The 15,047-nt window shown below is 38.3% G+C and carries 11 protein-coding genes; 4 read left to right on the top strand and 7 right to left on the bottom strand.

Annotated elements, in window-relative coordinates:
* Window positions 1-94 precede the first annotated feature (94 nt).
* Together LVD16_RS25285 and LVD16_RS25280 are read left to right on the top strand one after the other, a co-directional pair.
* Window positions 95-1,405, top strand: a complete 1,311-nt coding sequence (locus LVD16_RS25285) for a CDK-activating kinase assembly factor MAT1 (protein WP_233771084.1) — start codon at window positions 95-97, stop codon at window positions 1,403-1,405.
* A gap of 875 nt (window positions 1,406-2,280) precedes the next feature.
* Entirely contained in the window at window positions 2,281-3,708 is a 1,428-nt protein-coding gene (locus LVD16_RS25280; protein ID WP_233771083.1) for a hypothetical protein, read from the top strand.
* Between the two features lie 587 nt (window positions 3,709-4,295).
* On the opposite strand, the gene LVD16_RS25275 is transcribed toward LVD16_RS25280, so the two are convergent.
* Window positions 4,296-4,694: a hypothetical protein gene (locus tag LVD16_RS25275; protein WP_233771082.1), complete on the bottom strand. Its 399-nt coding sequence runs from the start codon at window positions 4,692-4,694 to the stop codon at window positions 4,296-4,298.
* A gap of 370 nt (window positions 4,695-5,064) precedes the next feature.
* Between LVD16_RS25275 and LVD16_RS25270 the strand changes: the two genes are divergently transcribed.
* On the top strand, window positions 5,065-5,559 hold the full coding sequence (locus LVD16_RS25270; protein WP_233771081.1) for a YciE/YciF ferroxidase family protein: 495 nt from the start codon (window positions 5,065-5,067) through the stop codon (window positions 5,557-5,559).
* Between the two features lie 122 nt (window positions 5,560-5,681).
* Here the strand turns inward: LVD16_RS25270 and LVD16_RS25265 are convergent, their stop codons facing one another.
* The 3 genes from LVD16_RS25265 to LVD16_RS25255 all read right to left on the bottom strand — a co-directional run bounded on the left by LVD16_RS25265 (window position 5,682) and on the right by LVD16_RS25255 (window position 10,994).
* Window positions 5,682-8,591 (bottom strand): T9SS type A sorting domain-containing protein, encoded by a 2,910-nt coding sequence (locus tag LVD16_RS25265; RefSeq protein WP_233771080.1) that lies wholly within the window; start codon window positions 8,589-8,591, stop codon window positions 5,682-5,684.
* Between the two features lie 369 nt (window positions 8,592-8,960).
* Window positions 8,961-9,884, bottom strand: a complete 924-nt coding sequence (locus tag LVD16_RS25260) for a sulfotransferase family protein (RefSeq protein WP_233771079.1) — start codon at window positions 9,882-9,884, stop codon at window positions 8,961-8,963.
* 150 nt (window positions 9,885-10,034) lie between these two features.
* Window positions 10,035-10,994 (bottom strand): FKBP-type peptidyl-prolyl cis-trans isomerase, encoded by a 960-nt coding sequence (locus tag LVD16_RS25255; protein WP_233771078.1) that lies wholly within the window; start codon window positions 10,992-10,994, stop codon window positions 10,035-10,037.
* Window positions 10,995-11,233: 239 nt separating this feature from the next.
* Between LVD16_RS25255 and LVD16_RS25250 the strand changes: the two genes are divergently transcribed.
* Window positions 11,234-12,088 (top strand): TraB/GumN family protein, encoded by an 855-nt coding sequence (locus LVD16_RS25250; RefSeq protein ID WP_233771077.1) that lies wholly within the window; start codon window positions 11,234-11,236, stop codon window positions 12,086-12,088.
* Here LVD16_RS25250 and LVD16_RS25245 read toward each other — a convergent pair.
* From LVD16_RS25245 to LVD16_RS25235, 3 genes are all read right to left on the bottom strand, one after another.
* Complete coding sequence (locus LVD16_RS25245) at window positions 12,083-12,511, bottom strand: hypothetical protein (RefSeq protein WP_233771076.1); 429 nt, start codon at window positions 12,509-12,511, stop codon at window positions 12,083-12,085. The genes LVD16_RS25250 and LVD16_RS25245 overlap by 6 nt on opposite strands.
* 107 nt (window positions 12,512-12,618) lie before the next feature.
* Window positions 12,619-13,056: a cytochrome B gene (locus tag LVD16_RS25240; protein ID WP_233771075.1), complete on the bottom strand. Its 438-nt coding sequence runs from the start codon at window positions 13,054-13,056 to the stop codon at window positions 12,619-12,621.
* A gap of 64 nt (window positions 13,057-13,120) precedes the next feature.
* Entirely contained in the window at window positions 13,121-14,770 is a 1,650-nt protein-coding gene (locus LVD16_RS25235; RefSeq protein ID WP_233771074.1) for a S8 family peptidase, read from the bottom strand.
* Between the last annotated feature and the right edge of the window lie 277 nt (window positions 14,771-15,047).

Below are 15,047 nucleotides of genomic sequence, written 5' to 3'. Positions count from 1 at the left end.
AAAACACCCCATCACTACCCAAACATTCCTCCTCAATTACCTTTTGTTTCCCCTCAAGATTTTATTAATTTGTAGATTAATCATATTTGCATCCATGCGCTATTTACTTGTTTTTCTTTTTATGGTATTGACATGTGCCGTGGTTTTTGCACAGGAGCGCACGGAGGCTCAAAAGCAGCAGTTGGAGCAGATTAAAGATCCGGCCAAGAGAAGCAAGTTACAGAAAAAGTTTCTTCGTAAAGAGGTAAAGCAGAAGGAAAAGGAATATAAGCGCAAGCTAAAAAATGAGAGTAAGCAAGCGCTTGAAGATAGTTTAGGCACCACCATGTCACCGCTGGACAGCACCTTGGTAGAGCAGACTGAAAATAAGGTAAAAAGTGCGGCTGAAGATTCCCTCAATAATTATGTAGATATACCCGTAGTTACTGATTCTACCATAGTAAACCAGGCTAAGGAAATGGGGCGCAATGAGCTGCAGGAGGAAACGGGCGTAAGTTTAAATGGCCTGGATTCTGCCAGTGTAAAGTCTACTGTGAAATCAGAAGGGAAGAAACGGCTCGATGACGAACTTGGCACGGAAATTCCTGATATGCCAGTGGATTCATTGACCATGGAAAGCGCACAAAAGGAGCTGGAAAAAAGAGCTGAAAATGAACTCAAGAACAGAAAAGAGTTTGAGGAATTGGGAGGCATGGAAGACTCAGAGCTAGGAAATCTCACGGAATATAAAGATGAATGGGAGCAAACTCAGGAGAAGCTGCAACAGATGGAAGCCCGGCAGGAGCTTAAGCAAAAGATGACTTCTCAAGCGAGAGAATTTATCACCCAACATTCAGATAAAATTCAGCAGGCACAATCAAAGATGAGTACGCTAAAGCAGAAGTACAGCTATGTGCCAAATAGTAATGATCTCAGCACAGCCAAGAAAAGAAATTCTTTGGAAGATAAATCTTTCTGGGAGCGTCTTTCTATTGGAGGCAACTTCAACATTAGCCAGACCAACCCTGTAGTGGTGGATCTGGCTCCCGTGGTGGCGTATAAGATCAATAAACAATCGGAAATAGGCGTTACAGGTACTTACAGGGCCACATTTGGCGCCAGTAAATCGGGAATAAGACAGGAGGATGATGAAACCTATGGTTATAGCTTATTTGGCAACCACATGGTGTTCAGAAACTTTTTCGTACAGCTGGAAGGTGAAATGATCCGGACTACCACCGGCACCCCAGAGCAACCGGATAGAAGCTGGAAGCAAACACTTTTAGTAGGTGTTGGTAGAAAATTCAAAGTGAGCAAATGGCTGGAGATGCAGACATTGGTGATGTTTAATGTGATCCATGACACTTTAAACAGCCCATATAAATCGCCGTTAGTTTTTAAAACGGGAATTAGAATTCTTAATTGATCCTATTGTTTGCAGGTTAAGTTGTTTAACACTTGAATGTTATTTTCATGACTATTTTTGTTACAGTACTGTTAATTTTGGATAAGTTCCTTTACCCCATAAGCATATATTCTGTGTTTATCTACTCCTCTTAGGTGAGTGATTCGGTGAGTTGTTTGAAATTGGATGTTTAAATTGTTGATTAATAACATAATATGATGTAGGTTCGAATCCCTCCGGCTCCACGAAATGAGAGAACTACTGAGAAGTGGTTCTCTTTTTTTATGCAATGGGTTTTAGGGTTGAGTTACTGGCCGCTTCATGATGGAGCTAGTAATTACTACATCAAAAAGTAATAGACAAGACAAATCTTTCCTAGATTACATCTTTTAGGTTAATAATAAAAAAATGGAGGCAAAATACGAATTCGTAGGTATTGATTGGCTTTACATCATTCTAATAGGAGTTATAGCGGCTCAATTCATTGTTATTATATATTTATGGAGAAAACGAAAGCGTTGAGTTCTGGGGTAGATGTTTTAGCCCTCCTCAGAGTTACTCGTAGAGAACTCTGAGGTTTTTTGGGAGCATAATTCTGTTTATTTTGACCAGGATAAATAAAGTATTTGCTGACACAGTGCGTGCTAACGATCAGCTTACAGGCTCATTACCCCACCAGTTGTTCCGCTTATGCCAATAGCTGTAGGTGCGCTGTTTTCAACGCTTGCCATCCTCTAGCTGATTTGAGGATGATTGTTCACCTTCCGTTTCATCAATTTTTAAATTCTGACTCTATTATTATTTAAATTCAATTAATATTTAAAATTTCAACAGATTAAATGTTACAATTTGTAGATTAAATATATCTAGTAAGGAATCAGTTATTAATTGAAATTATGAAAAGGTCGATATTTATTGTGTTGTTGATGGCTCTTGTTATTTATGTGAAGGCGCAGGACAAGAAGGCGGAAATAAGGATGAGCTTTAAGGATTACCCTATAGAAACTCTCTCATTGGGTGATCAGGGCTTTGTTTTTCGATTTGCTGATCAAAAAGCAGGACGAGGAAGTAATAGTCGGTTCCTTTGTTACGACCTAAAAACAAATTTGCTCTGGGAAAAGTCGGTTACAGCCGAATATAGCGTAACTACCAAAAATAATGGTCGAATGGTTGTGTCTCCGTCTGGTAAAACGATCTATTATATTGATTTTAGGGAATTGCAGCTGAAGAGAGATATTTTCGTTACGAGATTCCTTATTAGCGGAGAAAGTACCAACTATACCTTAAAGCCAGGTAAAGATTGGGGGTCTAACATTCTTTCAATTTTCTGTGATGATGAAGGCCTATACATTTTAAGCAGCGAAAAAGGGTGGGAAACCAATAAAAAGAAGAAGTCTGCTGATGTGGCTATTCTAAACGTAGCCTCAGGTGCTAAAGGAACTGTAAAAAGTTATCCTTTGAGATTACCAGTAATAGATGATCCAGAGAATAGTACATTTTGGTGGTTTTTAGGTCAAATAGATGATGATAAATACCTGATATCACAGCATATAGATACCAAGGAACATATGGTAGAAGCCAACTTAGTGAAGTTAGGAGATGCCGGGGAAATAAAATCGCAACTGAAGTTAGGAGGAGGCCTTGATGATTATTACCCGAGACCATCTATGGAGTTGAATCATATCGGGACGAAATGGCTCAATTTCATGGATTATGATTTTAATGTTTTTGAGAAGCCGATGAATGCCAATAGTATGAACTATTCACCATCTTCAACTATGGCCTACCCGTGGTTAAATGGAGCTTTTGGAAGTTGGTATTTTGATGATATTAATGGAGAAATTTATAGTTATGGTCTGCTAGGTCAAAAACCATTCAGGGAAATAGGACCGGTCTACAATGGTTATTATGTGCATAAATTTGATTTAGAAGGGAATTTAAAATGGAAAAGTATACAGACAGAGCATTCAGAGATAAATGAGGTGGCGAAATTTAGAAATCACCTACGTCCGCATGAGAGAGAGCTAGGCTTTAGGGTATTACATGATGACACTGTTAATTTGTCCATATACACTTTCCCAAATAGATATGATTTTGAGCTTAATAATAAAGGTACATTCAAGAAGGTAGAAGTTGTAGAACGTACTCAATTAAACAGGAGGGGGATGTGGATGAATTCCGAATTCAACTATCCTTCAGTAAATCTTACGAAAGATTCTGATGAGAAAACATCTTTCACATATTATCATTCTGATGAGGGTGAGACATTGGTTAAGATTAGTGAGAAAGATCTTTTAATGACATTGTATTATTTTGGATTGTAAAACGCTGATTGGAAGATTTTGAAACTCATTGTCGCGCGTATGTCCTTAGTTGATGTCACGCTGTTTTTAACGCGTGCCATGCTCTGGCTGGGCTGGAGTAAGTAGAAATTTTGTTATTTTAAAAAAGCCCAGGCTGGTCAGCTGGCTAGAGGAGGTATAGTTAGCATATTATTTTTTAAGTTGGGATACTAACCGGGCATTCTGGACTAAGCGAGCTGAAACAGGTTACGCTGAGATCATTGAATACCTTGAAACTCACTTTACAGAAAAGGAAATCCGCAAGTTTGTTCGTGAATCTTATCGATTTTTTTGAGTTGCTCAGTCAGTATCCAGAGATGTTTGAAAGTAGTAAAAAACAAAAGTACGTTCGACGAGGGCCGATCAATAAGTACACTATTTTGACCTATCGAATTAAACCACGGAAAAGGCAAATCGAACTGATCAATATCCATTCTTCACGACAAAAGCCTTTGAAATAATCCAGTCAAACAGTATTCAGGTAGTCTCTCATTCCAATGCTAACGCATAGCTACTGAAAAGAAAAGCGCGCTTATTATAAGCGCACTTGCAATAAATCTATAGAAATATTACTTCACCTGACTATCCGTCCACTCTTGAGCTTCTTCAAAGCTGGGGAACATGCGCCAGTCTAATTTTCCGCCAACGGTCTTTTGTAGTGAATCGGCTGCGAACTTGGTGAATACATCTGGGGGAACTACCATGGCGTAGGTTCTCAGGCCATTCTTTATCATGGTAGGATAAAATCGTTTTTCAAAAAACTCCATTGCGCCTGTAAAGGTACCTTGCATATTAGCCAGGTTGGCTATCATGTGGTTAATAGAATGCTCCTCGGAAAAAGGCAATACTTTTTCTAATAAATCAATAATGATGTCGGCATGTGCTAAGCCCACATATTGAGTATACAATGTTTTGCTTGAGGTTTTGTACTGCGCCTGACCTCTACTGTTTTCATATACTAGCTTCATATTGTTCAATTTGTTATAGTAGTTTCTATTCAATAAGAAGTTTAGGGTTTTCTATTATTCTATACATTTTATTACATATGAAATGTTTTTGTAACCCACCAGTTAACTACTTTTTGTTATAAAATATAAAGAAATTTCGCCGGATCGGCTAGAACATTTTAATGCGTATTTTTGCAGAGATAGTCAGGCCTTATTCTTGAGCCTATTTCAAATCTTATTCCATTCCTTTTATTAGTAATCTTATACCCAACTGCTGTTGTGATAATTCATCACCTCGCGAATATGCGAGGCTCTAATGAGGATATAATGCAGTTTTTAAGGTTGGCATTATTATATCATAGTTACCAGCATAAACTAACCAACTAAAATTATGAGTAAGATGAAAACGTTGCAGGATCTACTGGAGCACCAGTTAAAAGACCTGTATAGTGCCGAAACACAAATATTAGATGCTTTACCTAAAATGATTGATAAGGCCTCTAATTCAAGTTTGAAAAAGGCCTTTGAATCTCACATGGAAGAGACTAAAGGGCAGAAGCAAAGATTAGAGCAAGCTTGTAAGGTGCTGGATATAGATCCTGATGGAGAAAAATGTAAAGCAATAGCAGGAATTATTAGTGAGGCCGCAGATTTTATGAAGGAAAATGCAGAACCTGAAGTAATGGACGCCGGACTAATTGCTCAAGGACAGCGAGTGGAGCATTATGAAATAGCAGGATATGGTACTGCCTTACATTATGCTAAGAAGGTAGGAGCCCAGGAAGTCGCCGATCTTTTAGCTGAAACACTAGAGCAGGAAAAGGATGCTGACGAAAAGCTTAATGATTTAGCCATTGAGAAGATCAATGATAAAGCAATGGCCTAATGCATCTTTTATCAGATCAGCTCAAGGTTAATTAAAAAGACCGTATTAAGCTTGAGCTGGTTTGCATAAAAAAAAGGCCACTAAATTAATAGTGACCTTTAGAAATTGGAAATTGGAAACCCTTAATTTCTTACCACTAACTTCTGAAGCTGGTCGTTTCCGGCTTTTATAAGGTAAACACCGGGAGCCAACGCTTCCGTAAAGTCAATAGTTTTAGTAGATTGAACGCCTTCATTAAAGGTAATTTCGGTGGAATAAACCACCACCCCTGTCATATTGATTATGCTTACAGGGATGCTTTCTCCTTTGCTCATACCCGTGATCTCAAGATTTATTCCCTGTCCATTGTTAGGATTAGGATACACGTTGAATGAGTCAAAGACACTGTTATTTTCTATTCTTACTGCTTTGAAAGTTTCAGATGCTCCATCAAAATCAGTTTGAGTTAATCTATAGTAAGACACCCCAGCAAGTGGCGAGTTGTCAATTACTTTATAGTTGTTTTCATTCTGAGTAGTGCCATGTCCTTTCACCACTTTTACCTCATAGAATGTTTTAAAATCCTGCGTTTTTTCAAGAGTGAAATAGTCATTATTCAGCTCTGATGCTGTAGTCCAGTTAATGATTACATCCTGGTTTTCCAGAGAGGCATTAAAAGCTGTCAGTTCTACAGGTAAAGTGCTATTGCCGTCTACCAATGTCCAGGGTGAAAATGTACTAACATTAGGCACAGTTACAGAATTGCTAGAGCTAGCCTGTCCAGGTAGTGGAGAGTCCCAATGACCATCGGCTCCATTATATCTTTGGGCCTTCATGTTGGTTAAACTTCCTACTTCTGATGAGGTAGCAGTAAATGTTACAGTAGCTGTAGGTGAACCTGTTACATCTATTTGCCAGAAACGATCTACTACTTCTGAGCTTAAGTTTACACCTTCTTCGCCTTCCAGTGAGCTTACTCCATTTGGATATGGATTATTATCTGCTCCTGTTCCATATGTAGCTACAGAAACGGTAGTGGCTCCTCCGCCAGCACCTGTTATGCTGAAGTTGAATGGAATATATTCTGAATCTGATTTACCGAATGGGAAGGTAAAGTCACCAGTGGCATTTCCTACAGACCATGATATTGGGCTATAAGGATATATGGTGCTTTCACTTCTGATGTATCCGTTAGTTCTGGTAATGGCACTTGGGCTTCCATTGGTAATGCTGATAGATCTTCCATTCAGATTCAACTGACCGTTATTTAAAGCCAATGTACCAGCTACAGCTATGTTCGTAGATGGAGCATCTAATACTAAAGCACCACTACTTTTATCAATAGTTAGGTTGTTGAAAGTTTCGGTGCCATTAGCCGTTCTAATGGTTTGAGTACCAGTTCCGTTAAAGGTTACCGTTCCGTTTCTTTGTATGAAAAGGTCGCTGGAAGTGCTCACCGTCCAGTCACCGCCTATATTAAGTCCGTAGCCATTATTAGTCATATCTAAGTTTGCGCCTGAGATAGACAGGTTGTCTCGTACGGTTATAGTAGATGTAGCGGTTTTTGTACCTGTGCCTGAAACAAAGAGGTTATAATAGCTTCCGTTTGAAGGTGTGAAAATAGTTTGATTTCCACTTCTACTGAAATAGAAGTTATTGTTAGCAGCTGCCAGGTTCATTTTAGTTGTGGTAGCAGAGCCACTATAGTTCCATGTACCGTTGGTCAAGTTATTAAAAACAGTATTGCTGGCGTCTACATTGGTGAAGCTTCCGGTCTGGTTTAATGTCCCTGAATTATTAATGGTGAAATCAGCATTATTTAAATTCATAGTGCCGAACGTTAGCGTTCCGCTGTTAGTGATGGAGTTACCGTCATCATCGCTGTTGCTTACCAAAATCCCATTAGATCCAGTGGTTAGCGTACCGCTGTTAATTATGGCTACCTGCGTATTTTCAAAACGAATGCGATTGGTTACGGTCATCTTTCCAGAGTTAACCATGGAAAAATTCGCGGAATTGGAATTGAACAGAAGTTCACTTCCAATAGTTAAGCCGCCTGTAATGCCATTGGATATTGAATGGCCATTAAGGTTATTGAAAGTGAGGCTTCCTGATAAATTAACATTTCCAGAGCCAGATAAAGCAAAGTGGGCTCCGTCTACGGTGATGCTTCCCACGTTAAGTGTGCCGTCTACTCTTACATTATAGCTATAAGTAGCGAAGGTTACTGACGCACCATTATTGCCATTCTTTAAAATATCGCCTGCGCTATTTACCTCTAAAACACCACCTCTGATAATGTTCAGTGAATTATTTCCAGTGTATTGGATATGGCCGCTGCCTTCTACGGTTACTCCAGCACTTTGGCCGCCAACGTTCATATTTATGGTATTGCCGTTACCTACAAACGCGTGAGTGTCACTATTTGGAGTACAACCACAAGAAGTGCCACCGTAACCTATAGTAGACCATGAGTTAGTGTCGTTCCAGTTGCCAGATTGGCGAGAGTATATATAAGTGATTTTAGAGACCTTAATGTTATCGAACCCAAGCATTCTAGGGTAACCATAATAGCTTCCTGTGTTAGTGTCTAAAGCTCTAACAATAATTCTTAAGGTGCTGCCAGAAACAATGGCGCTGGCTGCAGATTGAGTTTGGAAGTTGGGTAGTCCCATCATTTCTCCAAACATAACCTCAGGACCGCCATCTAATTGATAATATGCTCTAACATAATCGGTAGTATTAGCCCAATATACACCTAGAAAAGCTTCTAACGCTACTTCTGAATAGCTGCTAATATCGATCACTTCAGATGTCCAAATTCCTTCATTGCCAGTGTCATTGGCAATGAAAACACGACCTACACCTGGATAAGTTTGTGTCTGAAACACTTTATATGGAGAGTTCCCAACTGGCTGTGTAGTTGTCCATGCGGTGGCTCCAGCATCTGACTGCTGGTTATCTCCCAAATCATCAAAATTTTCCTCCCAAATAACCTGCCCTTTAACTACTGACGTTACAGTAATTAAAAGCATTAAAACCAACTTTCTCATTTTCCTATTTTTCCAATTTCTAGTAATTAATAAGCGTAAACATACATGTGTAACCGTTTAGGATGAATATAAAATTATAGGTGCTAAAACGATTAATTGTATGTAAAAAGAAGCTTTTGAAAATTTTTACGATGCGAAACTCGATTTTGAAAAATTATAATGGGTCATTTTTTAAATTTTATTACATATAATTTTGCTGAAATTTCTCATCTTTTTATTAGGGCTAGTACTGCGGTAATAATTTCTATAAATCTTAGGGTAGGAATTGAAGTCGTTACCTCAAATTTTATTGATTACAATGTAGGATGGTCAATAAAAAAGCCTTCAGTATTGGGCTGAAGGCTTATGGAATATTGGAGTTCGTCTTATTTATAGCCAGTGACTAAGGTCTCTGTTTATTAGCTTAGCAAGTTGCTGAATATCTGCTCTATAAATATCAGTTACTTTCTGCTTAAGCTCTGGTTCTAATTTGGGACGTACCAGATTTTTGTCAGTAATATCTGTGAATTTCTTTCTCAGCCATGGATTGCTCTTTAGCTTTTCAAAGGCACTGGTTGGCACCATGCTTTTTATTCCTTTTTTAATAATGCTGTTTTGGCCAATCATCTTGTCATAAAACTTATTTTTTATGAAGCCTGATTTATTATATTCTACAGAAAGGTCAAATTCAAAACTCCCATCAGCCCCCACAAATTCTGCAATACTTTGGATAATACCTTGTGGGTCTTTCTTAAGATCTTCAAACAAGACTACTTTAATTTGGTCTTTGTCAAAGTGATCGTAGAATTTGCTCAGGTTTTTATAATAAAACCCTTCCTTTACCAGGTCATTTCTCTCCCACCATATAGTGCTTTTATCTAACACTCCTTCGAAAGTAGGTGTGGGTAGCTGGTCTACTCTGGCCAGGTGTAGGTAGCGGGAATATAATCTCTCTGCCGGTTGCCTGAAAATCGCTATCATTTTCACATCAGGTACATAATGCTTTATCCTTTCTGGCGCCGTTTCATGATAAAGATAAGTGTTAGACGTTTCTCCTTTTATTTGCCCGGGCTCAGCTTCTTTATATAGATCCTGGTATGATTTCAAATCAGTGATAGAATGATCCTGATAATATTTTAGCTCATTAGGATCATCAAAATCTTCAGGTTTAACCATCTCAAAACCAAAGAAATTAGGTTCCTTAAAAGCGGTTACAAATATTGAAGGATGCTGTTTTAGATAATTATCTACTGAGGTAGTACCGCATTTTCCGGCACCAATAATTAAAAAATCGGGTAAAAGGTTCTTATCCATTATGTTTATTTAAGCCAACTTAAAGATATAAACCATATTTTTAACATACTTGTTATTTTTTTAAATTCTGATTTTATCTTAAACGAAAAACGGAGGACAATAGCTAATAATCACTTACTGTCCTCCGTTTTTGGTTTTATAAAGGCGCTTTTACTGAACTTTCACTAACTCCACCTCATAAATGAGTGGAGAAAATGGCGCTACCGTGGAATAGATCAGATTTTCTTTTAATAAATCTGCCCTGATTTTTTTAGGAAGCACCTGAAGGCTTTCGCCAAAGCCTAATTTAGAAGGCATCACGATCATGGCTTTGCCACCTTCTTGCATCTTCAATATTCCCATTTCAAGTCCCTTTACAGCTTGTCCTGTATTTAGCTGAAAAGTTACGGGTGAGGAGTCTGTTCGCTCTATAATGGTGCCATCTAAATACTTTCTGGTGAAGTTGATGCTTACCATACTGTTGCTGTTCGGTGTTTTTCCAGTTCCTTTCTCCATCTCTCTATAGAAGAGATCTTGCTGATAGGCCTCACCATCATCAATAATTTGCTCTTGAAAGAGGTAGTTTCTTATCAAGTCCAGCTCATGATTGTAGATATCAGTTTTGCTTTGAATGCTCAATAAAGTTACCTCAGCAATGAAATTAGTGCTGGTTTCAAAAAGGCTGTTTGAATAAGAATTGTAAGCCAAAGTAGAAGGAATGTAGAATCTAAACTTTTCTCCCACTCGCATAAGACCTAAGCCGTAGTCCAGGCCTATGGGTACTACACTTTGAAAGTTGTGGAAAATAAGTGTGCTTGCCGAGTCATAAGACTCCTCTAATAATTCACCATCCAGGGTTTTGATCGAGTAGGCTATAGACAATACATCGTCATTGTTTACTGCCTCACCTTGTGGGTTAGTTTCTAATACTTCATAATAAACACCGCTACCATCTCTTACTGCTGAAATGTTATTTTCTGCTAAATAGTTTGAAATTCTGGAGTTATCAGCATCCATCTGAACTGCTAAGTCAGAATCGTCACTACATGAATGGAGAAGGAGGCCTATGCAGATAATAATGAATATTCCTGCTGCTCTTCTTCCATACCTATAAACATCATTTGAGTACATATTTATCCTAATTAATTGTAAATATATGACACCCTGAGCAGAATATAGGTTGCAAGCTGGTCTGAAGATTCTTTGGAGAGGTTCCTCAAAAGGCCGAAAAAGATGCTGAAACTCTTCCGGCCAATGAGGTTTTTCATAGAGATAAGTTTCAAGTAGATAACAGTAAAGAGCATTAAATTATTATATGTAAGGAGAAATTTTATTTAAAATAATTAGATTGTGATATAAACCCGATTTATATGAAAACAAAATTAAGTTTTATTATTATTTTCTTCGTGCCTTTCATAATGAAGGCTCAAGAGTCGTCTTTACTTTATAAAATTACTGGACCTGAGGTGGATAAACCATCATACATCTATGGTACTATTCACATGATGTGTCCAGATCAGTTTGATATGAGTGAGCCTGTAAAAGAGGCTTTTTCGAATACCAAAACATTAGTGATGGAGCTGGATATGGATGATCCCGCCATGATGCCTGAAATGCAGAAGTTCTCTGTTAATCCTGGTATGAAGAATATTTCTGATCAGTTTTCCCAAGTTCAGCTAGATAGCTTAAATGCTGTGCTCAAAAGATCTTACGGTGCTACTATGGCTCAGTTTGGTGTAATGAAACCCTTCGTTATTATGTCTATGCTTATGCCATCGTTACTAGATTGCCCTCAGGTGGCCTCATATGAGCAGGAGTTTCTAAAAATGGCTAAAGAGAAGGAAATGGCTGTGGAAGGACTTGAGTCTATTGAATTTCAGATGTCACTCTTTGATGCCATACCGGCTGAAGATCAGATAGAATGGATTGATGATATGTTGATGAACCGAGAGAAAAGCGTGGAGGATTTTGATAAGATGGTGGCCCGTTATCAGGAGCATGATCTGGAAGGACTTTTCAAGCTTATCATTGAAAATCCGCAATACGAAAGCCATATGGAGTCTTTATTATATGATAGAAATGCCGCGTGGGTGCCGTTGATTATTGAGAAGATAAAAGCGGTGCCTACTTTCTTTGCTGTGGGAGCGGGACATCTTGCTTCTGATAAGGGTGTGCTGGCCTTATTGAAAAAAGAAGGTTATACGGTAGAGCCCGTAAAACTATAAGGTGCTGTAGTTGGCTTTAATTTTAGTTTTATAATCTGAAATAGGGTCCTTTGTTTCCATAAGGCCCTTCCATACTTCATAGGGAATCTTTTCGTATACTACTATGTTGTCATCTGTTTCTTTTACTACTAAATATCCTGTTTCACCATCGCAGGAAAGATATTTCATGGCCTGAGGTGTGAGGTGTTTTGAGATTTTAAGTGTTTCTGTAAGCCGAAAGGTGGTAGCCTGTATGTTCTTTAGAGCTTCCTGTGTTGACTCAAAAGTTGTGGGTAGTGTGTGGCAATTAGTGTTCTCCGGTTCCTTTTCAAAGTTATGCTTTACCTGAGCATAAGAAAAAGTAGATAGAGTGAGGGATAAAATTATAAACAGGTATTTCATAGTTTCTTTTTTAAAGTTCAGTGCCAACTGTAGAAATATCATGTTTAGTCGTTTGAATGGAGCAAAGTACCGCTCATCAGTCAACTTGCTTTTAAATTGGGGCCAATCTTTCAGGCCCCGTTATTTGAGCTAACTAACTCTCAGTGCCATTAAAACCAGCTTCCGCCAAGGTTTCTAAACGGCCAGGGAATAGCTATAAGTATTAGTAAAAGGCCCAAGGCGTAGAAGGTTAAAATGGTTTTGAATTTTTTGCCATCATCAGCCAGTCTTTTAGCTCTGCTGTATCCTATTGTGATTAAAGTGATGGCGATTAACATCATAACACTATGTTCTACCAGAAAAAAGCGCAATGCGGGATCTTTCATGGCTGTGCCACTGAACATTACTTTCGGACTTATGAAATATAAGATCAGGCCAATCACTAACTGAAGGTGAGTAACGATTAACCCTATGAGTGCTAAGGATTTATCCTTGCCAGTAAATGGGGTGCTGCCTTTAGTTTTACCTAAAGAATTGATGATGGCCGCAAGTACAAATATTAATACTAACCATCTTAGTCCTGAGTGCGCGTGTCTGAGTATTTCCATAAGATATATAAATAAAAAAACCGGGCTAAAGTTAGTCCGGTTTTATCTGTAAGACAATTATTTTTTAGTTTCCTTTATCGATGCTCATGGATTCTGCCATCTTCACAGCTTCATAGGCATTGATAAGGCCTCCATAAATAGATAAGCTTTTAAAATCTACTAAATCATCTTTTCCAGGCTTAGTCACTTTTAAGTTATCAAAATGTCTGGCTGACTTAGTGATAATGTCTTTAACCTGATAAGCAGTTAAGCCAGGGTAGTAAGACATAAGTAATGCAGCTACTCCTGATGTATTAGGAGCGGCCATACTAGTACCATTGAAAGATTCATAAGTATTGTCAGGCGTTGTAGAATAGATATCAACTCCCGGAGCAAACACGTCTACTGTGTGCTTTCCATAATTGCTGAAGGAACCTACAAGATCTGCATTTTCACCCCAGGCAGAGGCACCTATTTCCAGCCAGTTAGTAGCTTCTTCTTTAGAGTCTTCATAGCTTCTATTAGGGAAGTTGTTTGACTTATCAAGATCTTTTGAGCTATTCCCTGCAGCATGAATTAATAATACTCCTTTGCTCTCAGCATATTTTACAGCTTTATCAACTGCTCCTTTTTGAGGCGAGTATGATTTACCAAAGCTCATGTTCACAATTTGCGCACCATTGTCCACTGCATAAATGATCGCATTTGCCACATCCTTATCTCGCTCATCACCATCAGGTACAGCTCTGATAACCATGATTTTAACATTGTCTGCTATACCTTTAATACCCAGGTCATTACCTCTATTAGCAGCGATGATTCCTGCTACGTGTGTACCGTGACTAGGATCATGGCCCTTTACGTCATTGTTTCCATAACCTTTTTCATAAGGATCGGAATAATCATCACCCACAATAGTTCTTGGATTAAAATCTGTGTTGTAGGCAAAGTTCACCTGATTGCCAAAATGCTCTTCAGCTTCTCCTAATTCTTCGTCTAACTGATCAAAGTCAGGATTTTCTCCTACGTTTTGAAAAATAATACCGATCCAATTTCTAGCTTCTAAAATAGTAGAGTCATTGGTGTTGATGCTACGAAGATCATCTAATGTTAAGCTATCTACATTCAAATAAAGTTTTAGAAGCTTGTTATAGCGCTTTATATTTTTGTGAAGCTTGGCATAGAACTCATATTGTTCAAGAGCTTTGTTGTAATCAGTCTCAAAGCTTTTCTTCACTTTTAACCAATACTGATATTCCTTCTTGTCTTTTTTCTTAACCTTATTCTCTTCCTTATCGCCATATTTAGCTTTCAGATCTACATAAACTCTGGTTAGCTCATGGGTGTCTTCTTTTACGTTGCCGTCTTTGCCACCTATGAAGTTCCAGCCATATCTATCATCTACATAGCCATTTTTATCATCGTCAATGCCATTGCCTTCAATTTCATCCTCATTGATCCAGATTTTACCTTGTAGGTCTTCATGGTCAATGTCTACACCTGAGTCTATTACAGCTACAGTAACGGTCTTTGATTTTTTATCTTTTAATACTGTTGAGTAAGCCTTTTCTACACTTGTTCCCTGTACGTTATCCGTGGTAGGATCAAGAATGAACCAATCTTTTGCCGGCTCCTCGTTATTTTCTTCAACAGATGTCTGGGCAGAAACCTCCAGACTTAGTGCGCTTAATACAATTATCAACCCCACGCCAATTCTTCTGATACAATTTGTCATAATACCGCGATAGTTCTAAATTTTAATAAAAAGTCCACCAATATACGGTAAAAGCTACATATTTCTTCTCTTTTTATAATATTGGCGAATGTGCTTTATGGTCGGTTAATGTTGCTGCTTATCTCATAGATACGCCCCACATGACAGAAGTAAATGTGGTGGGTGAATATATTGAACAGAAAGCCGGAACGTGCGTATAACCTTTTAACTCTGGACGTGTTCTAGTTTCTATGTAGGCATACATGCTCTAACATAACATTAACCATTCGCAAACTAA

Source organism: Fulvivirga ligni, assembly GCF_021389935.1.
Classification (GTDB): Bacteria; Bacteroidota; Bacteroidia; order Cytophagales; family Cyclobacteriaceae; genus Fulvivirga; species Fulvivirga ligni.
The sequence above is the reverse complement of the archived record's forward strand: the minus strand, read 5'-3'. Positions and strand labels throughout refer to the sequence as shown.

Excerpts from the sequence above, each read along its gene's own strand:
- LVD16_RS25245 (WP_233771076.1), bottom strand. The coding sequence starts at position 12,511 with ATGATATTTCTACAGTTGGCACTGAACTTTAAAAAAGAAACTATGAAA.
- LVD16_RS25260 (WP_233771079.1), bottom strand. The coding sequence starts at position 9,884 with ATGGATAAGAACCTTTTACCCGATTTTTTAATTATTGGTGCCGGAAAA.
- LVD16_RS25265 (WP_233771080.1), bottom strand. The coding sequence starts at position 8,591 with ATGAGAAAGTTGGTTTTAATGCTTTTAATTACTGTAACGTCAGTAGTT.
- LVD16_RS25250 (WP_233771077.1), top strand. The coding sequence starts at position 11,234 with ATGAAAACAAAATTAAGTTTTATTATTATTTTCTTCGTGCCTTTCATA.
- LVD16_RS25280 (WP_233771083.1), top strand. The coding sequence starts at position 2,281 with ATGAAAAGGTCGATATTTATTGTGTTGTTGATGGCTCTTGTTATTTAT.
- LVD16_RS25270 (WP_233771081.1), top strand. The coding sequence starts at position 5,065 with ATGAGTAAGATGAAAACGTTGCAGGATCTACTGGAGCACCAGTTAAAA.
- LVD16_RS25235 (WP_233771074.1), bottom strand. The coding sequence starts at position 14,770 with ATGACAAATTGTATCAGAAGAATTGGCGTGGGGTTGATAATTGTATTA.
- LVD16_RS25240 (WP_233771075.1), bottom strand. The coding sequence starts at position 13,056 with ATGGAAATACTCAGACACGCGCACTCAGGACTAAGATGGTTAGTATTA.
- LVD16_RS25285 (WP_233771084.1), top strand. The coding sequence starts at position 95 with ATGCGCTATTTACTTGTTTTTCTTTTTATGGTATTGACATGTGCCGTG.
- LVD16_RS25275 (WP_233771082.1), bottom strand. The coding sequence starts at position 4,694 with ATGAAGCTAGTATATGAAAACAGTAGAGGTCAGGCGCAGTACAAAACC.
- LVD16_RS25255 (WP_233771078.1), bottom strand. The coding sequence starts at position 10,994 with ATGTACTCAAATGATGTTTATAGGTATGGAAGAAGAGCAGCAGGAATA.